This window comes from Bacillus sp. AK031 (assembly GCF_053903065.1).
The window spans coordinates 1,098,158-1,118,428 of record NZ_CP096424.1 but is presented as its reverse complement, the minus strand read 5'-3'; the positions used below and the strand labels follow the sequence as shown (position 1 = coordinate 1,118,428).

Annotated in this window: 17 protein-coding genes; 2 read left to right on the top strand and 15 right to left on the bottom strand. The window is 42.6% G+C overall.

Annotated features, from left to right (window positions below):
• Positions 1-45 precede the first annotated feature (45 nt).
• The gene (locus M1E09_RS05550; RefSeq protein WP_456273859.1) at positions 46-237 is read left to right on the top strand and encodes a hypothetical protein; all 192 of its coding nucleotides are present in this window, start codon (positions 46-48) and stop codon (positions 235-237) included.
• A gap of 16 nt (positions 238-253) precedes the next feature.
• On the opposite strand, the gene ysxE is transcribed toward M1E09_RS05550, so the two are convergent.
• The 8 genes from ysxE to hemA form a co-directional block, all read right to left on the bottom strand.
• The gene (gene ysxE, locus M1E09_RS05545) at positions 254-1,297 is read right to left on the bottom strand and encodes a spore coat protein YsxE (RefSeq protein ID WP_456273858.1); all 1,044 of its coding nucleotides are present in this window, start codon (positions 1,295-1,297) and stop codon (positions 254-256) included.
• A gap of 156 nt (positions 1,298-1,453) precedes the next feature.
• Positions 1,454-2,617, bottom strand: a complete 1,164-nt coding sequence (gene spoVID, locus M1E09_RS05540) for a stage VI sporulation protein D (protein WP_456273857.1) — start codon at positions 2,615-2,617, stop codon at positions 1,454-1,456.
• 446 nt (positions 2,618-3,063) lie between these two features.
• Positions 3,064-4,353, bottom strand: a complete 1,290-nt coding sequence (gene hemL, locus M1E09_RS05535) for a glutamate-1-semialdehyde 2,1-aminomutase (RefSeq protein WP_456273856.1) — start codon at positions 4,351-4,353, stop codon at positions 3,064-3,066.
• Positions 4,354-4,440: 87 nt separating this feature from the next.
• Entirely contained in the window at positions 4,441-5,421 is a 981-nt protein-coding gene (gene hemB, locus M1E09_RS05530; RefSeq protein ID WP_456273855.1) for a porphobilinogen synthase, read from the bottom strand.
• 11 nt (positions 5,422-5,432) lie between these two features.
• Positions 5,433-6,221, bottom strand: a complete 789-nt coding sequence (locus M1E09_RS05525) for a uroporphyrinogen-III synthase (protein WP_456273854.1) — start codon at positions 6,219-6,221, stop codon at positions 5,433-5,435.
• Complete coding sequence (gene hemC / locus M1E09_RS05520; protein ID WP_456273853.1) at positions 6,221-7,153, bottom strand: hydroxymethylbilane synthase; 933 nt, start codon at positions 7,151-7,153, stop codon at positions 6,221-6,223. Before hemC ends, M1E09_RS05525 begins: the two co-directional genes overlap by 1 nt.
• Before the next feature lie 16 nt (positions 7,154-7,169).
• A complete protein-coding gene (gene ccsA, locus M1E09_RS05515; RefSeq protein ID WP_456273852.1) occupies positions 7,170-8,003 on the bottom strand; it encodes a cytochrome c biogenesis protein CcsA in 834 nt (277 codons plus the stop codon).
• Positions 8,004-8,018: 15 nt separating this feature from the next.
• The gene (gene hemA / locus M1E09_RS05510) at positions 8,019-9,371 is read right to left on the bottom strand and encodes a glutamyl-tRNA reductase (RefSeq protein ID WP_456273851.1); all 1,353 of its coding nucleotides are present in this window, start codon (positions 9,369-9,371) and stop codon (positions 8,019-8,021) included.
• Between the two features lie 299 nt (positions 9,372-9,670).
• On the opposite strand from hemA, the gene M1E09_RS05505 reads away from it, so the two are divergent.
• A complete protein-coding gene (locus M1E09_RS05505) occupies positions 9,671-10,153 on the top strand; it encodes a LiaI-LiaF-like domain-containing protein (protein WP_456273850.1) in 483 nt (160 codons plus the stop codon).
• Positions 10,154-10,294: 141 nt separating this feature from the next.
• Here M1E09_RS05505 and M1E09_RS05500 read toward each other — a convergent pair whose 3' ends face one another.
• The 7 genes from M1E09_RS05500 to clpX form a co-directional block, all read right to left on the bottom strand.
• Positions 10,295-11,017: an amino acid ABC transporter ATP-binding protein gene (locus M1E09_RS05500; protein WP_456274909.1), complete on the bottom strand. Its 723-nt coding sequence runs from the start codon at positions 11,015-11,017 to the stop codon at positions 10,295-10,297.
• Between the two features lie 49 nt (positions 11,018-11,066).
• Positions 11,067-11,663, bottom strand: a complete 597-nt coding sequence (locus M1E09_RS05495) for an amino acid ABC transporter permease (RefSeq protein ID WP_456274908.1) — start codon at positions 11,661-11,663, stop codon at positions 11,067-11,069.
• Positions 11,664-11,886: 223 nt separating this feature from the next.
• Complete coding sequence (locus M1E09_RS05490; RefSeq protein ID WP_456273849.1) at positions 11,887-12,684, bottom strand: transporter substrate-binding domain-containing protein; 798 nt, start codon at positions 12,682-12,684, stop codon at positions 11,887-11,889.
• Between the two features lie 1,010 nt (positions 12,685-13,694).
• Positions 13,695-14,276, bottom strand: a complete 582-nt coding sequence (yihA, locus tag M1E09_RS05485) for a ribosome biogenesis GTP-binding protein YihA/YsxC (protein ID WP_456273848.1) — start codon at positions 14,274-14,276, stop codon at positions 13,695-13,697.
• Positions 14,263-16,596 (bottom strand): endopeptidase La, encoded by a 2,334-nt coding sequence (lon, locus tag M1E09_RS05480; protein ID WP_456273847.1) that lies wholly within the window; start codon positions 16,594-16,596, stop codon positions 14,263-14,265. The genes yihA and lon overlap by 14 nt, the downstream gene beginning before the upstream one ends.
• Positions 16,597-16,833: 237 nt before the next feature.
• Positions 16,834-18,495: an ATP-dependent protease LonB gene (gene lonB / locus M1E09_RS05475; protein ID WP_456273846.1), complete on the bottom strand. Its 1,662-nt coding sequence runs from the start codon at positions 18,493-18,495 to the stop codon at positions 16,834-16,836.
• Positions 18,496-18,835: 340 nt separating this feature from the next.
• Positions 18,836-20,110 carry an ATP-dependent protease ATP-binding subunit ClpX gene (clpX, locus tag M1E09_RS05470; protein WP_456273845.1) on the bottom strand — a complete coding sequence of 425 codons (1,275 nt, stop codon included), beginning with the start codon at positions 20,108-20,110 and terminating at the stop codon, positions 18,836-18,838.
• Between the last annotated feature and the right edge of the window lie 161 nt (positions 20,111-20,271).

The window sequence follows — 20,271 nt, the reverse complement described above, 5'->3', positions numbered from 1 at the left end:
CGCTTATACATAGAATAGAATAAATCGATTAAGGAGGACACTATTATGCGGAGAAAATACAATCCCTATACGCTCCCTCCATGGCTTCGAACGTGCCGGAATGTCTGCAAGCAGTTCAGTGTTCCGTTTTGTATATTCCAAGGAATTCGTACAATCCTTCTGCCCACCACTTTTGATGTACTTCTGTTATCCATCTTCATTTTACTGGCGGTTGCCCTTTATTTTGAATGGATCTAAAAGGAGCTTCTCCCCGCTATGAGGATGAAGCTCCTTCTTGAGTGTTCTGCTGTGCTTCTTTTTTCTTCTGTTCCCATTCTTCCCACTTCATGACAATATACTCAGTGTTCTTCAACAGCCAGTAATGATGCTGGAGCTTTTGAAGGAACTTTAATTCATTTCGTTTTTCTCTAGGGGTTTCATGATATTTTTTCACAATGGAGATCAATCCGCTTGGATAGGCCAGGTAACTCAAGAACAAAAGTTTTTCTTCATTCCTGAATGAGAAGTGGCTGCTATAGGTCATCAGCCAGTCAAAGCATTCATCGTAGGCTTTTGGGTATGTTTTAAGTGTCCTTGACAAGAATGGGAGAATATCATGGATTGGTGAGGCGATTCTCGTATTCTCAAAATTGCTGAAGTATCCCGCTCCCCGTTCATCATAGAGAAAATGTTCCGGGGAAATCTTGCCGTGTACAACCACACTTCTTACCTTTTCAAGTGTTTTGGTCTCCTCGTACCAGCTGTCAAACTTCTTTCTTGCAAATCTTAAAGCTTGCGAAGTATCTCCAAAGTACATACAGTATGAGAGCTGAAAAGGAGACATATACCATTCCTTTTCGCAAAGTTCAACATATTCTTCGAGGAAATTCTGTTCCTTCTCCCACCTGGAATTCAATGTTTCATAATGTTCCTCACGTTCCTCTTTCCCAATCTTTTGCTCTTTAGAAGAAAGAGTATGAAGCCTTGCCAGCTCACGAAAAAGTGTTTGGTGCCGTTCAAACCGGTCTTCCTTCACTTCATTGGACAGCCAGGGCATAACATAATACAATTCATTTTCATGCCAAACCGCATAACGGCCGTCAAGAGTAGGATAAATCGGCACGATCCGGTGGTAACCCGACTGAAAGAGGTGCTGTACATTCCTCACAAAGTCGACACCCGTATTGGCCGCAATCTTCTTGACCGCTAGTGTCCCTTTTTCTGTATATACCTTCTTCACCTTCCCGAAGCCCTCTATAAACCTCGGATGGACACCGTATGGTTTTAAAACAGCAGTTAAATTTTGGTCTATAGCCATTGCATTCACCTGCTTCATTTATTAAAACTGACAGCTTATTATGCTTACATAACAAGCGGAAAATCCAAATTCTGTCTTCTTTACTCCCAGCAGCAATGATCATAAATATTGCTTTAAAAAACAGAAGAGCAAGGATCAGACCCTGCTCACCACTGGTTAATTTTTATAGACAGCTTCCTCGGGAATATATAAAACCTGCCCTTCAGATACATCCTGATGCGCTTCCAGATGGTTAACGCGCAGCAATTGAGGAATCGACAATTCATATTTATCTGCGATCACCTCAAGAGTTTCACCTTGCTGGACAATACACACCTTCATTTTGGCTGCTCTTTCCTCATCCTTTCTAGCGAAAAAGTCAGTCAACGAAATCGTTTCATTTTTCTTCTTAAATAAAGGTTTTTTCTTGGCTTGAATTTCTTCTGAGGAACTGCTTTCCTCCTCGAACATCAATGACGATGATTCTTCATATTCCACCTCTTCAGCTGCTTCCGGAACTTCTTCCTCATAGCTGCCCTGTTCCCCTCTGGCATACTCGGGTTCTTCCTCCTGCTCATAGGCAAAGACAGGTGGAGAATCCTGTTGTGCTTCATAAGAAATAGGAATTACGACTTCCTCTTCTTCCTCAGGAACCTTTCGTCCTTCTACAGTGAACGGCTCATACGTATCCTCTTCACTGCCATCTTCCTCTTCTTCATAATAAACCTCAGTTTCAGAATCCGCCTCTTCTTCTCGTTCTTCTTCATACTCAAGTTCTTCCAGCTCTTCTTCTGCTTGATACTCTTCGGTTTCCTGGAAGATTTCAGCTGTCGGAGCAGCCCGGTAAACGGGTTCAATCACTTGATCTTCTGCAAGTTCAATCGGCGCATGGGCCTGCTGTTCACCATAAATGCCGGAAATGGTAAGATCAGCATTCAGCTTTAAACAGGCATTCTCAGGCACAACATAATCAAAAGAATCTACATAAACATCAATTTCATCCAGGTTGGCTATACGATTCTTCGGGATGGTTACATCAACGGGAAAGCTGTGGGAAAACTCACACTCTCCTTTTTCTCTGTGATCCACCCTTTGAACATATTTCCCGTTATGTTGGAAGTCGTACCAATTATCAGGCTCATCTTCCTCCGCTGTGTTAGACGGTAGATATTCACCTGTTAAATCCAGTGTTCCCCGGATTAATACGTATTGTTCCTGCTCTTGGATCGTTATATGGGGATCTAAAGAGATGGAAAGCAATTCTTCTACTTCCTGTCCTTTTTTAAACCAAACAGCCTCTTCCAATGAAAATCGCAAGCACGATTGTTGTTCTTGTGACAAAGAAAACTCCTCCTTTCAATTCCGTTACAAGGTATATCAATGTCATTATCAACTTATGAGGCTGAGGGGAAGAATATGAATTGATTTTAGGTAATTTAGTATTTTTGTCTTTTAGATTCAGTCTTTTAAGAATTTCTGTTGATATTTAACAGTGTAAGAGTGATTTCCGCTCCAGGCGTCCGACTCCGCGGGGCGTGCGTTGAGCCTCCTCGGCTTCGCCTGCGGGGTCTCACCTGTCACGCTAATCCCGCTGGAGGTCGCACGCCTTCCGCTCCAATCAAGAAAGTTTAAAATTCCACTTAGAAAAACAAAAAAAAACAATAGCATATAATAAAACAGCCATTAAACTCTGTCTTGAAAGGTTTAATGGATTAGTGATTATTCTTTACAAACTGCTTAAAATCAAAAAAAGACAAAGCCATTGAACGGCTTTGTCTCTGATATCATTATCCTTTAATTCTCTGAAACGCTTTTTCAGCAGCTTCGATTGTTTTTTCAATATCTTCATCTGTATGGGCTGTTGACAGGAACAGGCCTTCGAATTGAGATGGCGGGAGGAAGACACCTTCATTCGCCATTTCGCGGTAATAGGATGCAAACAGGTCAAGGTCTGAGCTTTTTGCCCCTTCATAATTCTTCACTTCATCGTTAGTGAAGAAGATGCCAATCATCGATCCGGCACGGTTGATTGTATGTGGAATATCATACTTCTCAGCTGCCGCTTTGAGGCCTTCTTCAAGTCTGTCGGCTTTTCTTTCAAACTCTTTGTAGCTTTCTGGTGTCAACTGGCTCAATGTTTCATATCCAGCTGTCATGGCAAGCGGATTTCCTGAAAGCGTTCCAGCCTGATAGATCGGACCACTTGGCGCAATTTGCTCCATGATTTCAGCTTTACCCCCATAAGCACCTACTGGAAGGCCGCCCCCGATTACTTTTCCAAGACATGTAAGATCCGGTGTTACTCCATAGTAACCTTGAGCACAGTTATAACCGACACGGAAACCAGTCATAACCTCATCGAAGATCAGCAATGCACCATGTTTCTCGGTAATTTCACGCAGAGATTCAAGGAATCCAGGCTGCGGCGGTACAACCCCCATGTTGCCAGCTACCGGTTCAACGATTAACCCGGCAATGTCTTCACCGAATTGTTCAAATGCATAGTTCAGGCTTTCTAAATCATTGTAGGGAACAGTGATTGTATTTTCAGCAACACCTGCAGGAACTCCTGGGCTGTCCGGCAGTCCCAATGTAGCCACACCTGAACCTGCTTTGATCAACAGGGAATCTCCATGGCCATGGTAGCAACCTTCAAACTTGATGATTTTGTTGCGTCCTGTGTATCCTCTCGCAAGGCGAAGGGCACTCATTGTCGCTTCTGTACCCGATGAAACCATGCGGACGATTTCAATTGACGGCACACGTTCTATCACAAGCTTGGCCAGTTTGTTTTCAACGGTTGTCGGTGCACCGAAGCTTGTACCAAGCTCGGCAACTTCTTTAATGGATTGAACGACTCTTTCATTGGTATGGCCAAGAATCAGCGGTCCCCAAGAAAGAACATAATCAATATATTCGTTTCCATCGATATCATAGATCTTGGAGCCCTTTCCTTTTTCCATGAAAATCGGATCCATATCCACTGATTTGAAAGCGCGGACAGGACTGTTCACCCCGCCTGGCATTAATGTGACTGCTTCTTTGAATGCCTGCTTTGACTGGTCATAATTGCGCATTATAAGTTCCTCCGTTTTCTTTAAAATTAGCCATCTTTCCACCTTAAAGTTGATAAAGATGTACTTTTTTAAATCTTACTGATGAGCTTATTCCCCTTTATTCCATTTAGCCGCATCTTTTGCAGCATATGTGATGATCAAGTCAGCTCCTGCTCGCTTCATGCTCGTCAGCTTTTCCATGACCATTGATTTTTCATCAACCCACCCATTTGCGGCTGCCGCTTTTATCATGGAGTATTCACCACTGACATTGTAGGCAACCACTGGTGCATTGAATTCATTTTTAATATCACGGATGATATCCAAATAAGATAAAGCCGGTTTTACAATCAGGAAATCTGCGCCTTCTTCCATATCAGACTGAGCTTCCCTAAGGGCTTCTCTTCTGTTGGCAGGATCCATCTGATACGTTCTGCGGTCACCGAATTGTGGTGAGCTGTGGGCTGCATCGCGGAAAGGTCCGTAGAAGCTGGATGAGTATTTTACTGCATATGACATTACCGGAACATCTTCAAAACCTGCTTGGTCCAATCCTTGTCTGATGGCAGCTACAAATCCATCCATCATATTGGAAGGAGCGATGATGTCAGCGCCTGCCTGTGCTTGGCTGACAGCCGTTTTGGCAAGAAGGTCAAGTGTCGGGTCGTTCAAGATTTTTCCGCCTTCTACGACTCCGCAATGACCATGGCTTGTGTATTGGCAAAGACATGTATCTGCAACAACCACCATCTCTGGATAATGCTCCTTGACTAAACGGGTTGCCTGCTGGACAATACCGTTCGCATCATACGCACTTTTACCAAGTTCATCCTTCTCTGCAGGTACACCAAATAGAATGACAGATTTAATGCCTAATTCGTTTAACTCGTCCATTTCGGCTTTTAAGTAGTCAAGTGAAATTTGATATACACCAGGCATTGAAGCTACTTCATTCTTAACTTGATCCCCTTCAACGACAAACAACGGATAAATTAAATCCTCTGTACGCAAAAAATTTTCGCGGACCATGGCTCTCATGTTTTCTGTCTGGCGCAGACGGCGGTGGCGGTTGAATTTCAAATCTTTCATTCCTTTTCCTCCTATTCTTTTATTGATACAACATAATCACTTAACTGGTCGATCATATCTTCAACTGTAAATTTCTCAGGTACAACTTCCACTGTCAAACCATATTGCTCAGCTGCTTTCATTGTTACCGGTCCGATACAGGCAACAGTCAACTTTTTCACCTTTTCCAAAAGGCCATTGTTGGTGATGATATTCATGAACCTTCTGACTGTCGAAGGACTGGTAAAGGTTAAAATTACTGATTTCCTCGCCGTTAAAAATGCGGCTAATCTTTCTGAGCTGTCTTGTGGAAAGTAAGTCTCATATGTAATCCATTCATCACAATGAATATTCTTTTCCTTAAAATAGGCTGAAATGGTAGCTTTAGCTAAATTCCCTTTAGAGATAAGAACACTGCTTACATTATTCATTACATCAGCAAACTCTTCAGCAAAATCAGCTCCTGTATATGTTTTAGGAACGAAGTCAGCTTTCACCCCAAAACTCTCCAAGGTCTCACAGGTTTTCTTGCCTACTGCAGCAAATTTCAGCCTTGATCCCTCAATAGAAATATTCTTCTCTTTCAGTTTTTCAAAAAAGAAAATCACACCATTTTTACTCGTAAAAAAAATCCATTCATAGGATGTCAGTCTTTCTAAATATGTATGTTCATTTTGATCCGTATGAGGCCGAAATGCAATGAGCGGGACAATATGGGGGATCCCCCCATATTGCCTGATCTTATCCGCCATTCCTTCTGCAGCTTTTTCTTCTCTCGTCACCAGAATATCTCTACCTGAAAGCGGTAAAGAGGACTGCATTACTGATCCAGCTCCTCTTTCACCTTATCTATAAGTGCTTTTGCACCTCTTTCAGTCAAAATAGCTGCAGCTTCTTCGCCTACTCTAATTGCATCTTTACCAGAAACCGTTTCTTTGTATATATCTTTCCCATCAGGTGAGGCCACTAGTACAGTCAGTTTAACCTCATCATTCTGTATAAGCTCAGCGTATCCAGCAATCGGTACCTGGCAGCCGCCTTCCATTTTGTGAAGGAAAGCCCGTTCAGCTGTAACTGTCTTGGTTGTTTCACTAGAAGCAAATTTGCCAAGTAATCCAAGAAGCTCTTCATCTTCTTCACGGCACTCAATGGACAATGCACCTTGCCCGACAGCCGGTACACAAATTTCAGGATCAAGGAATTCTGTTACTACGTTGGACGTCCAGCCCATACGTGAAAGGCCTGCTGCCGCTAGTATAATCGCATCATAGTCTTCAGTCTCAAGCTTTGACAATCTTGTATCAATGTTCCCACGGATCCACTTGATTTCCAAATCAGGACGCTGCGCAAGAATTTGAGCCCCTCTTCTTAGACTGCTCGTTCCTATGATGGATCCAGCAGGCAATTCGTTGAGAGGTACATGATTTTTGGAAATGAAGGCGTCACGGTGATCCTCCCTTACAGGGATACAGCCGATACGAAGACCTTCAGGCAATACAGCCGGCATGTCTTTCATGCTGTGTACAGCCATATCGATTTCTTTATCAAGCATCGCCTGTTCAATCTCTTTGACAAACAAGCCTTTTCCTCCGACCTTGGACAGAGTCACATCAAGGATTTGATCCCCTTTGGTTACAATTTCTTTCACCTCGAACTCAAAGGAAGAATCCAATTCTTTCAACTTATTAATGACCCAATTTGTTTGTGTCAATGCAAGCTTGCTTCTTCGTGAACCAACAATAATTTTTCGCATGATGAACCTCCTAAACTTATGAATACCAAAAATGAAACGATGATAGACGGCTGGCCAGCAAAAAATTAATCAATATGACCAGAAAGGCACCTACATTCCAAAGTGCCAAATTCTTACCGTATACCTCTTTACGTACTCTCAAATATAAAACCACACTATATATAATTAATAAAATGAATGAACCAATAATCTTAGGGTCATACCAGAGAAAGTCCGGAAGTTTAATAAATGCCCATTGAAGACCCAGAATCAGGCTCAATAGCAGCATCGCGACCCCAATGCTGTTTAAAATATAGGATACCTTCTCCAGTTTCGACAAATCACTGATCCGCCATAACCTCGGACCCCATTTTTTCTGTTTCAACAGTTTATACTGCAATAAATACAGCAACGAAAACACGAAAGACAGAGAAAAAGCCCCATAAGACAGTATCGCCATCGTGATATGTATCAACAGAAGCTCTGAAACGAGCTGTTCTGCCACTGCACTGGATTCAACCTGGACTGGCGCAAAGGTATGTACCGCCATGATGATGAAGCCGAGGACATTCGTGAAGAAAACTGTAAAATCTACCCGAAGCACACGATTGATGGCGAGAGACAGCGTAATCAATACCCAGGCATAAAAATAAAGCCCCTCAAAAATAGTGAGGACTGGAAATCTGCCGGTACGCATCATATAAAGAAACAAAAAGATTGTTTGAAGTACCCAAACAATCGCAAGAAGCCAGAAGGCGAACATATTCGCCTTCCGGTTTTTGTTTAAGAAATCTATGAAGTAAAAAAGAATACTGATAGCATACAGAACGATCATTAGTTCATGCAGCCTTGTCATCACTTGTTCAAACATCGGCATTAACCTCGCTTATGATTGAAAAGAAGGCGTAAGTTGAGTCGCAATTCCTGTCTTTTCTTTCCCCTTGCTCTCAAGTGCATCTGTCTGTGGCTGCAACTGTTCCTCGATGTTGAAAATTTTGATGAATAAGTCCAGTTTCTCCTGTCCGTCAGGCAGTGCTGCCAATTCCTTCACCTGGAGAATTGGATCTTTCAATAGTTGATTAATGATACTTTTAGTATGTTTGTTTAAAACTTTGCGTTCACGATCAGTCAAGTTCGGCATTTTACGTTCTATGCTCTCCATTGTCTGCCCCTGAATCACTAAAGCCTTCTCACGAAGTGCGGAAATAACCGGGACGACTCCCAGCATATTGAGCCATTCTTTAAAAGCAACAATTTCTGCTTCCACCATAATGGAAATGGTTTCAGCTGCTTTTTGCCTTTCTGCCATATTCGCTTGAACAATGCCTTCCAAGTCGTCTATATCATAAAGGAATGCACTATCAAGAGTTTCAACCGCAGGGTCGATATCTCGCGGCACCGCAATATCCACCATGAAAAGTGGACGGCCTTTTCTCATTCGTTCAACGCCGGCCATCTGTTCTTTTGTAATTACGTAGCCTTTTGCACCTGTGGAACTGATAAGAATATCAGCTTCTACTAGAGCACATTGCAGCTCTTGAAGTGTTTTTGCATGTCCATTGAACTTGTCAGCCAAAGAAACAGCCTTTTCAAAGGTACGGTTAATGACCGTTACCTTTGTAGCGCCGCTGCCGTGAAGATTTTGGATAGCCAGTTCTCCCATTTTGCCTGCACCCAGAATGAGAACATGCTTCCCGCTTAAATCACCGAAAATCTTTTTAGCAAGCTCAACAGCAGCATAGCTGACAGAAACAGCATTTGATCCGATTTCCGTCTCAGAGTGGGCTTTCTTGGCAAGTGTAATCGCCTGCTTGAAAAGGTGGTTGAAGACAGTGCCTGTAGTGCCTGACTGCTGGGCTGACAAAAAGCTTGAGCGGATCTGCCCGAGAATCTGCGTTTCACCGACCACCATGGAATTCAACCCGCAGGTAACATTGAACAAGTGCTCAACCGCACCTTCTTGCTCATATATGAACAAATAAGGAGTAAACTCCTCTTTCTCGATATCAAACCATTGTGATAGAAACTCTTTAATATAATAACGACCTGTATGAAGCTGATCTACGACCGCATATACTTCCGTCCTGTTACATGTAGAAACGATCACATTCTCAAGAATGCTTTTCTTATCCTTAAGTGCTTTCATCGCTGCTTGCAGGTCTGCTTCATTAAAAGATAAACGCTCACGAATCTCGACAGGGGCCGTTTTGTAGTTTAATCCGACTGTAATAATATGCATGACAGAAATGACACCCCCAAAATTAATCATTGACTATAGTATAACATGTACGACAAATATCCCATTTAAATAAATGTGAACATACGATGAAACCTGTGCTAACATTAAAAGTGGAGTCGGCTTATCTATATACCGCTATCGCGAGTAACCGTACCTGTTATCACTCATATGTCCGACCTTTGTTTCAGATAAAGCACTATATTTAAAAATTTACATAATCTTATTCTATTCGACATACTTACCTATGTTAGAGTAACAAAACCGGCATCATTATTCAAGTATACAAATTGGAGGCAATTATGAAAGGACAACGACTATTCCCCGGGATGATTTTAATAGGGTTCGGCATCTATTTTTATCTGGAGCAATCCAATGTGACGATCTTCAGAGAGTTTTACACATGGCCGACGCTTCTCATTATTGTCGGTGCAGCTTTTCTTGCTCAAGGTTACAAAGGGAAAGATTATGAGTCAATCCTCCCTGGGACAATACTCACTGGTTTCGGCCTGCATTTTCATGTTACAAAAATGGCTGCACTCTGGCCGGACCATATCGGTATATTCATCCTTATCATCTCTTTAGGGTTTCTGCTGAGGTATCAAAGGACTGGCAATGGCTTGTTCCAAGGTGTACTCTTTCTTATTCTAGCTATTATTCTTTTGTTTTATGATAAAGTTTTAATTTGGTTGGGATTCCTTCAAGGCGGAGTGAACATGATCCGCGAGTTCTGGCCGTTGATCATCGTCTTGATAGGAGTCTATTTATTGATGAAGAGGAAATAAAAACGTAATCGCCCAGTTAAGACCCATCGGTCGCTGAAGCTGGATCAGAACCAGCTCCTAACCTCAAAACCACAAAGTATATGTCTTCTGACCTCAAAATAAAAACAGGAACCGGGACTAGCCGGTTCCTGTTTTTGTTTCTTATAAAATCGAATCGAGGAACTCTTGTGTCCTCTGTTCTTTCGGGTTGCCGAAAAGTTCTTCCGGAGGGCCGACCTCGACCACTCTGCCATCATGCATGTATACTACCCAATCGGCGACTTCACGTGCGAAGCCCATTTCATGGGTTACGACAACCATCGTCATCCCTTCCAGTGCCAATTCCTTCATAGTCGAAAGGACTTCTCCCACCAGTTCAGGATCAAGCGCTGACGTAGGTTCATCAAACAGCATGATGTCCGGCTTCATTGCCAGTGCCCGGGCAATGGCAACACGCTGCTTCTGGCCGCCTGAAAGTTTGGAAGGATAAACATCTGCTTTATCCTTAAGGCCTACTTTGCTTAATAAATCCATTGCTTCTTGTTTAGCCTTGCTCTTGGAGACTTTCTTCACTTGCACCGGGGCTTCCATAACATTCTCTAAGACCGTCTTATGAGGGAAGAGATAGAAATGCTGAAACACCATTCCCACTTTTGCCCTTACTTCATTTAAATCATGTGTTCCCTTATTAACTTCTTCTCCTTCAATGATAACCTTACCGCTGTCTTTCATTTCGAGGAAGTTCAAGCATCTCAACAGTGTGCTTTTTCCTGAGCCACTGGCCCCGATCAAGCAAACTACGTCACTTTCTTTGACATTCATATCAATATCCTTTAACACGTGAAGATCGCCAAAGGATTTATTTAATTTTTCTACTTTAATCATTTCCTGACTCAATTTATATCCCTCCATCTATTTTGGAAGTACAGTTCAATTAATCGCTTAAAGACATGCGCTTCTCAACAAAATTAACAATCACAGAGAAGAACAATACCAATACGAGGTAGTAAACAGCAACAATCAACAGATATGTCATATAATCGAAATTATTAGATCCCAGAGTTGTCGCTACACTGAATAGTTCATACATTCCGATGAAAGATGCCAGAGAGGAATCCTTCAAGGCGATAATGAACTGGTTGCCAAGCGGGGGAAGAGCCCTCCTGAAGGCCTGTGGAAGTATAATTCTTCTCATTGTCAATCCTGTAGACATTCCCAGTGAACGCCCAGCTTCCATCTGGCCTTTATCGATTGACTGGATGGTACCCCGGAATATCTCGGCTATGTATGCACCGTTGTGAAAAGCAAGTCCCAGCACAACAGACCAGAAACCGGAGATTTGCAATGCCGTCAGGCCAAAGTAGAAGATGAAGATCTGTACGATAAGCGGAGTTCCCCGCACTACGAAAATATAAAGATCAGCTATTAACTCTAAAACTTTTATTTTCGATATTTTTAAAAAGGCAAAGAATAGTCCTATAAATATAGCTATAAAAACCGATACCACAGTCAGCTCAAATGTAAGCAGCATCCCTTTAAGAAAAACATCTGAGGTATCTATAAATGTTTCAAAAAAGTTCACCTTATTCCCTCCTGCTTCTGAAGTATTTGCTAATCATTTCATTGATATATTTTTGGGTGGATTTTTGCTTAAAGCGAACATCCATTCTGCAACTTCGCCTGTGGTTTCAAAAATTGGATAGAAAAAGCGAATGCGCTGAAATTCAACACATCCGCCCTAATGTTGATGATGTTTATTCTCCCTCAGGGTCAGTTGTAATGTCTTCTCCAAAGTATTCTTGACTGATCTCTTCTAATGTTCCATTCTCTCTAAGTGTTTCTAATGCTTCATTAATGGCTTCCAGCAATTCATCGTTGTCTTGAGCAACAGCGATAGCCTGCTCGCTTCGGCCAATCAATTCTCTTGCATCGATTTCAAGACCTGCACCGATAGCTTCCTTACCAGTGATAAAGTCGGTGATGACAGCATCATGCTTACCTTTGCTCAAAGCTTCAAGTGCTACAACATCACTGTCATATGTCTTGATTTGATCTGTCACTTCACTTGCAGTGTCTGAATAAGTCGATCCTTTAGAGACAGCAATTTCCATGCCTTCCAGATCTGCCAGTGTTTCTACTCCACTGTCCGGACGCACGAAAATCTGAGGTCCTGAATAGTAGTACGGAGTAGAGAAGTCGACCATTTCCGCTCTTTCATCCGTGATTGTATGGCTGGCTACAGCGGCATCGAAGCGGCCTGCCTGCACACCTTCTACAATCCCCGCAAATTTAAATTTCTTTTGTTCAGGTTCAAGACCAAGTTCTTCTGCAACCGCCTCAGCGACTTCAATGTCAAAGCCTGTCATTGTTCCGTCTCCGCTGGTTACACTGAAGGGTTTGAATTCTCCTGAAGCTGCATATGTAAATTTCCCTTCATCCACTAAATCAAATCCGCTGTCAGATGCACTGCCGGATCCTGTTTCACTCGAACCGCACCCTGTAATTAATGCTGCCGAGAGTGACAACGCTGCAAAACTGAATAATTTTCTCATTTTCTACTAATTCCCCCTCGAAACTTTTTTGACCTATTTATTATGTTAGCAAATCAATGGATAATTCTCAAAATTCAAATTAATTGAGATTCATTTAAATATTGGCAAAAATAGGGTCCACAATAAATAAGCCGTCAAATCCTTTTAAATCCACTGACATGCCTTAATATCCTTACTTTTCCTTTCCCCTTGTAACAAAATTTAAACATCAATTACTTTTATGAAATAAAAAATGCAATTATGCAATAAAAGCGTTCACCGCCCCTTTAAGCCCGCAGGCAGTATTCCGAAAAGAAGTTGGTCTTCGCTTTTTCGGCCAACGAGGCGCTACTTATTTATCAGCCATATCGAATGCCACCTTATTCTGACTCTAACTCACCATTCTCCTTGATTTCTGTCCGAACCATCCCCTCATTCGGACTGCAACTCACCATTCTCCTCGAGTTCTGTCCGAATCACCCCCTCATTCGGACTGCAACTCACCATTCTCCTCGAGTTCTGTCCGAATCACCCCCTCATTCGGACTGCAACTCACCATTCTCCTCGAGTTCTGTCCGAATCACCCCCTCATTCGGACTGCAACTCACCATTCTCCTCGAGTTCTGTCCGAATCACCCTCTCATTCGGACTGCAACTCACCATTCTCCTCGAGTTCTGTCCGAGTCACCCTCTCATTCGGACTGCAACTCACCATTCTCCTCGAGTTCTGTCCGAATCCCCCCCTCATTCGGACTGCAACTCACCATTCTCCTCGAGTTCTGTCCGAATCCCCCCCTCATTCGGACTGCAACTCACCATTCTCCTCGAGTTCTGTCCGAATCACCCCCTCATTCGGACTGCAACTCACCATTCTCCTCGAGTTCTGTCCGAATCCCCCTCTCATTCGGACTGCAACTCACCATTCTCCTCGAGTTCTGTCCGAACCCCCAACCTCCTCGACTGTTTTCAAACCAAAGAAAAAACAAAAAAGACAGACTCCCGTAGGAATCTGCCTCATGATCAACTTATTATTATCTCCTTGCATTAAGAGCAGACCAGACCTGGTCCTTGCCTAAGCCTATTTCTGAAGAAAAGAGAATGATATCGTCTCCCTCTTCAAGCTCTAATGTCTCTTTTGTTACCTTCAAATGCTTTTGCCATTTGCCTTTAGGAATCTTATCGGCCTTTGTGGCAATGATGACACATGGAAGGCCGTGATGTTTCAGGAAATCATACATCATAATATCATCATTGGTAGGGGGATGGCGCAAATCAACTATCTGGATAACTGCCTTAAGCTGTTCCCTTGATGTGATATACGTTTCGATCATTCTGCCCCATGCTTCACGTTCACTTTTGGATACCTTTGCGAACCCATAACCGGGCACATCGACAAAATATAAACTTTCTTCGATTTTATAAAAGTTCAATGTCTGTGTTTTCCCTGGTTTGGATGAAATTCTCGCCATGCTTTTCCGTCCGATCATCCTGTTGATAAAGGAAGATTTCCCGACGTTAGAGCGTCCAGCCAGCGCAAATTCCGGCAGGAAATCTCCTGGATACTGCTCTGGTCTTACGGCACTGATGACAAGCTCTACATTATTTACTTTCACTTCTCTCACCTACTAAAGCTGTTTCTAATACTTCTTCTATATGTGATACAAGGACAAACTTCAGATCCTTCCTGACACTTTCAGGGATATCGTCAATATCCTTTTCATTGTCCTTTGGCAGGATGATTGTCCGAAGTCCTGCACGATGGGCACTAAGCGACTTTTCTTTCAAACCGCCGATTGGCAGAACCCTTCCACGCAAGGTAATTTCTCCTGTCATGCCGACTTCTCTTTTGATTTCGCGTCCAGTGAGTGCCGATACAAGTGCTGTGGCAATCGTGATACCTGCTGATGGCCCATCTTTAGGAACGGCGCCTTCTGGAACATGGATGTGAATATCATATTTTTCATAAAAATTCTCTTCCAGGTCTAATTCCATTGCTTTTGATCTCACGTAACTGAAAGCAGCTTGTGCTGATTCTTTCATGACATCTCCAAGCTTTCCTGTCAGCACGAGCTTTCCTTTACCCGGTGATAGAGAAACCTCGATTTGCAGGGTATCTCCCCCGACTGAAGTGTAAGCAAGCCCAGTTGCCACCCCGACCTGGTTTTCAGTCTCTGCCTGGCCGTAACGGAAATTTTTCTTGCCAAGGAAATCCTCGATGTTTTTCTCTGTAATAACGACTTTTTTTCTTTCTCCAGAGACAATCACCTTAGCTGTTTTTCTGCAAAGAGTGGCAAGCTGGCGTTCCAAGCCCCTGACCCCGGCTTCTCTTGTGTAATAACGGACTACGGCCTGCAAAGCTTCATCTCTTACTTGAAGCTGGCCTTTCGTTAAGCCGTTTTCCTTTATTTGCTTTGGCAGCAAGTGGTCTTTGGCAATATTGATCTTTTCAAGTTCTGTATAACCGGCGATCGTAATGATTTCCATACGGTCTCTCAATGGTCCCGGAATGGTAGAAAGGTCGTTTGCTGTGGCAAGGAACATGACCTTTGATAAATCATAGGTTTCTTCAATATAATGATCGCTGAAATTGGAGTTTTGCTCCGGATCCAAGACTTCAAGCATTGCTGAAGAAGGATCTCCTCTAAAGTCACTGGACATTTTGTCGATTTCATCCAGCAGGAAGACCGGGTTGATCGTTCCCGCTTTTTTCATGCCTTGAATAATCCTTCCCGGCATTGCCCCTACATAGGTGCGTCGATGGCCGCGAATTTCAGATTCGTCGCGAACTCCGCCAAGCGAAATTCTGACAAAGTGCCTTCCAAGTGATTCCGCAACCGATTTGGCAAGGCTTGTTTTACCGACTCCGGGAGGACCTGCAAGACAAAGGATCGGTCCTTTTAGTGACTGTGTCAGCTTTTGAACAGCCAGATATTCAAGCACACGTTCTTTTACCTTTTCCAGCCCGAAGTGTTCCCTGTTAAGAATTTCTTCCGCCTTGATGATATCAAGATCGTCCTCCGTCTGTGCAGACCAAGGGAGAGAAACCAGCCATTCAATGTAATTCCTGATAACAGAGCTTTCAGCAGAACTGGATGGAACTTTTTCATATCTGCCAAGTTCTTTAAGAACTGTCTTTTCAACTGATTCAGGCATTTCTGCTTCAGCAATTCTTTGTGTCAGCTCTTCAATTTCGCCGGTTTTACCCTCTTTATCACCCAGTTCTTTCTGAATCGCCTTCATTTGCTCTCTCAGATAATATTCTTTTTGGGTGCGTTCCATTGATCGTTTTACGCGCTGGCCGATTTTCTTCTCAAGATTCAGGACTTCTTTCTCGTTATTGATTGTCTGTATGACAAGCTGCAATCTTTCTTTAATATCCAGTGTTTCAAGAACTTTTTGTTTCTCTTTCATTTTTAATGGAAGATGGGAAGCAACAATATCAGCAAGCCTTCCGGGTTCATCAATGTCTGAAACAGTTGAATAGGTTTCAGCAGATACCTTCTTCGAAAGCTTTATGTATTGCTCGAAATAATTTAACAATGTTCTCATGAGTGCTTCTGTTTCAGATTCTTTTTCTTCCGTATCTTCATGGGTGAAGATATTTACTTCATAAAAATTCTCCTCATTTGTGAAGCTGCTTATCTCCGCTCTTTGAATACCCTCTACCAGGACCCTGATTGTCCCATTAGGCAGCTTAAGCATTTGTTTCACCTTCGTCAATGTTCCCATTTCATAGAAGTCATCTACACCTGGCTCATCTATATTCATATCTTTTTGTGTAGTCAGGAAAATATATTGGTCGTCCACCATGGCTTTTTCAAGTGCCTGGACGGAGCGGTCACGCCCCACATCTAAATGAAGGACCATTGTTGGATAAACAAGCAGACCTCTTAATGGAAGGAGGGGGAGCGTTATTTCTTTTTGTTTTGCCATAAATACACCTCCAAATATTCTTGCCCTTTTGCATCTCACTAGTCTTTGTACAATTCTATCTTATTTGTATATAGGTGTCCATTTTGGAAAGATTCAGTCCAAATTACACAATAAGTTCTCTCATCAGATGAGAGGGAGGACTGAAGAATCCCTCCCTCTCAATTGTAACGATAATCCGCAAAACCTTCATGAATTTTGCTTGTGCTGTGTCTGAAGAACAGGCTATCCTATTGATATTTATACACTTTTCTTGTTTGCCTCTTCAGTATATGTTTTTTCCTCTTCAGCTTTGTCTTTATCAAGAGCTAAATTGAAAACTTCCTGCAAGTGCTTGACCGGATAGACATCTATTCCCTCAATCTCCTGCAGCAGCGCTCCCATATTCTCAGCAGGAATGACAGCTGCAGATGCTCCAGACAATTTTGCCGCTTTTACTTTTGGATACACGCCTCCAACAGGTTTAACAAAACCATGAATGCTGATTTCCCCAGTCAGGGCAATGTCTGATTTAACCGGTATTCTATATATTGATGAATAGATACCTGTTGCCATTGCAATTCCTGCAGAAGGTCCGTCTACAGGAATCCCCCCCGGAAAATTGACATGAATATCATACTGGTCGGCAGGCACTCCCATGGATCTCAGAACGGTAAGGACATTTTCGATTGATCCCTTCGCCATACTTTTTCTTCTGACTGACTTGCCTTTATCTCCGATACTTTCTTCCTCAACAATTCCTGTTATATTGATGCTTCCATTTTCCTTAGCCGGTATGACCGTTACCTCGATTTCGAGCAATGAACCGGTGTTCGGGCCTGTAACCGCCAGGCCGTTAACAAGGCCGATCGCTGATTTACCGCCGATTTTCCGATCCATTCTAGGGGAAAGCTGACTGGATTGGATCATCCACTCAATGTCTCTGTCATTAATGTTTTGTCTATTTTCTGTAATGGCTAGACCTGCGACAATTTGGACCATATTGACCGCTTCCCGTCCATTTCTGGCATAGGAAGCCAGGAGTTCCACCCCATCTTTACTGATGGAAATGTTCACTTTTTCCGATGCATTCTGAGCAACTTTTATAACTTCTTCCTTATCTAATTCCCTGAAAAACACTTCCATACACCTCGAACGGATAGCAGGAGGAATTTCACTAGGTGTTCTTGTGGTGGCTCCAATCAGTCGGAAATCAGCCGGGAGGCCATTCTTGAATATATCGTGGATATGGGTAGGTATTTGTGTATTCTCTTCACTATAATAGGCACTTTCCAAGAAGACTTTTCGATCCTCAAGCACTTTCAGCAATTTATTCATTTGTATAGGATGCAATTCGCCGATTTCATCAATAAATAAGACGCCGCCATGGGCATTTGTAACTGCTCCCTGTTTTGGCTGGGGAATGCCTGCTTGCCCCATTGCACCCGCTCCCTGGTAAATCGGATCATGTACCGAACCAATCAGGGGATCAGCAATACCCCGCTCATCGAATCTTGCGGTAGTGGCGTCCAGTTCAACAAAAACGGAAGAACGTTTGAAAGGAGACTGCAGCTGCTCTTTAGCTTCTTGAAGGACCAGCCTTGCAGCCGCTGTTTTCCCTACTCCAGGCGGCCCATATATGATGACATGCTGCGGGTTTGGACCGCAAAGAGCTGCTTTCAATGCTTTTATTCCATCCTCCTGGCCTACGATATCAGTGAAGCTTTGCGGCCGTACTTTTTCCGCAAGCGGTTCTGATAAAGAGATCGAACGCATTTTTCTCAGCTGATCCATTTCTTTTTTTGATTCACGGTCAATAGAGACCTTCTGTGTTCTTTGATTCTTTAACAAGTTCCAAAAATATAAACCGATAATCACCCCAAAAAACAGTTGGATGATCAGTGCAATTCCTGTCCAACTCATGTCTTTCCCTCCAGTAATTACTTGTTGTTATAGAGTAGTATCTCCTCGAGCCTGGAGGAATAAACAAGTTTTTCTGGGAAGGGATGAACGATATGCAGTGAATTGGAATTTAGTGTGTAGATTGATTTCCTCTCCAGGCGTGCGACTCTAATCGATCAGTATTTAAAATAAAAATAATTAAAGAACAAACATTATTCAGAGAAGACATCAAAGTATTGAATTTCCCCACCTGATTACTATTATCATTTCATGTAATATTCGTTCGATCATTTACAGGCAGGAGTTCTATTGCTTAGCACATATAAAAGCCCCCTGGATATCCTTCCAGGGGGACTGATTATTATGCTGAAGTTTTTTCTTCGTCATTTCCTTCGATAACTGTACCATCTTCCAATAGAAGTTTAGGTGATTCGTTATCCGTGATCGTACCTTGAGTAATGATACATTTTTTTATGTCTTCTCTTGAAGGAAGATCAAACATTACCTCAAGCATAATGCTTTCAATGATGGAACGAAGGCCGCGGGCACCTGTTTTGCGTTCAATCGCTTTGTTTGCGATTTCTCTAAGTGCATCTTCCTCAAATTCCAATTCGACCTGATCAAGCTCAAGCATCTTCTGGTATTGTTTTACAAGTGCATTCTTTGGCTTTGTCAGGATTTCAACAAGAGCATCCTCATCAAGAGGCGCAAGGCTGGAAATTACCGGAAGACGCCCGATGAATTCAGGAATCAGACCGAATTTCAGCAAATCTTCCGGAACAACCTTCGTTAATAATGATTTATCGTTATCAACATTGACTGTTTTCGGGTCTGAACCAAAACCGATTACCTTCTGGCCTAAACGTCTCTTGATAATTTGTTCCACACCGTCAAATGCTCCGCCGCAAATGAACAGGATGTTAGAAGTGTCGATTTGAATGAATTCCTGATGCGGATGCTTTCTTCCGCCTTGTGGAGGAACACTTGCAACTGTACCTTCAAGAATCTTAAGCAACGCCTGCTGTACACCCTCACCAGAAACATCTCTCGTAATCGAAGGGTTTTCCGATTTTCTTGCAACCTTATCGATTTCATCAATATAGATGATTCCGCGTTCCGCTTTCTCAACATCATAATCAGCAGCCTGGATCAGTTTAAGAAGGATGTTTTCTACATCTTCACCAACATATCCTGCTTCAGTAAGTGATGTTGCATCCGCAATTGCAAACGGCACATTGAGTATTCTTGCTAATGTCTGGGCAAGAAGGGTTTTACCGCTTCCTGTCGGCCCGATCATAGCGATATTACTTTTTGATAGTTCAACATCATCCACTTTGCTGTTGGAATTGATTCGCTTGTAATGATTGTAAACCGCAACCGCAAGGGATTTCTTTGCCTGATTCTGTCCTATGACATACTCATCAAGGATTTCCCTGATCTCTTTAGGCTTTGGAACGTCTTTGAATTCTACTTCTTCTTCAGTTCCCAGCTCTTCTTCCACGATTTCGGTGCAAAGCTCGATACACTCGTCACATATATAAACACCTGGTCCCGCTACAAGCTTTCGGACCTGATCTTGTGTCTTACCACAAAAAGAACATTTCAATTGTCCTTTTTCATCGTTAAATTTAAACAATGAAATTCACCCCTTATAAAAAGCTATGTCGTTTCGAAATTTCTTAAGTTTATGTATTGCATTTTATCATACTATATGTCCGGAAAGGAAATTTAAAGATTTGACCAACTTTCTGCCCGCTTATTAAGCTTTATCCAAAAACCGTCTTTCCTATTCCCTTA

Bases quoted from the DNA above. Each gene is read 5' to 3' on its own strand.
- M1E09_RS05550 (WP_456273859.1), top strand. From the start codon at position 46: ATGCGGAGAAAATACAATCCCTATACGCTCCCTCCATGGCTTCGAACG.
- ysxE (WP_456273858.1), bottom strand. From the start codon at position 1,297: ATGGCTATAGACCAAAATTTAACTGCTGTTTTAAAACCATACGGTGTC.
- hemL (WP_456273856.1), bottom strand. From the start codon at position 4,353: ATGCGCAATTATGACCAGTCAAAGCAGGCATTCAAAGAAGCAGTCACA.
- hemB (WP_456273855.1), bottom strand. From the start codon at position 5,421: ATGAAAGATTTGAAATTCAACCGCCACCGCCGTCTGCGCCAGACAGAA.
- M1E09_RS05525 (WP_456273854.1), bottom strand. From the start codon at position 6,221: ATGCAGTCCTCTTTACCGCTTTCAGGTAGAGATATTCTGGTGACGAGA.
- hemC (WP_456273853.1), bottom strand. From the start codon at position 7,153: ATGCGAAAAATTATTGTTGGTTCACGAAGAAGCAAGCTTGCATTGACA.
- ccsA (WP_456273852.1), bottom strand. From the start codon at position 8,003: ATGTTTGAACAAGTGATGACAAGGCTGCATGAACTAATGATCGTTCTG.
- hemA (WP_456273851.1), bottom strand. From the start codon at position 9,371: ATGCATATTATTACAGTCGGATTAAACTACAAAACGGCCCCTGTCGAG.
- M1E09_RS05505 (WP_456273850.1), top strand. From the start codon at position 9,671: ATGAAAGGACAACGACTATTCCCCGGGATGATTTTAATAGGGTTCGGC.
- M1E09_RS05500 (WP_456274909.1), bottom strand. From the start codon at position 11,017: ATGATTAAAGTAGAAAAATTAAATAAATCCTTTGGCGATCTTCACGTG.
- M1E09_RS05495 (WP_456274908.1), bottom strand. From the start codon at position 11,663: ATGCTGCTTACATTTGAGCTGACTGTGGTATCGGTTTTTATAGCTATA.
- M1E09_RS05490 (WP_456273849.1), bottom strand. From the start codon at position 12,684: ATGAGAAAATTATTCAGTTTTGCAGCGTTGTCACTCTCGGCAGCATTA.
- lon (WP_456273847.1), bottom strand. From the start codon at position 16,596: ATGGCAAAACAAAAAGAAATAACGCTCCCCCTCCTTCCATTAAGAGGT.
- lonB (WP_456273846.1), bottom strand. From the start codon at position 18,495: ATGAGTTGGACAGGAATTGCACTGATCATCCAACTGTTTTTTGGGGTG.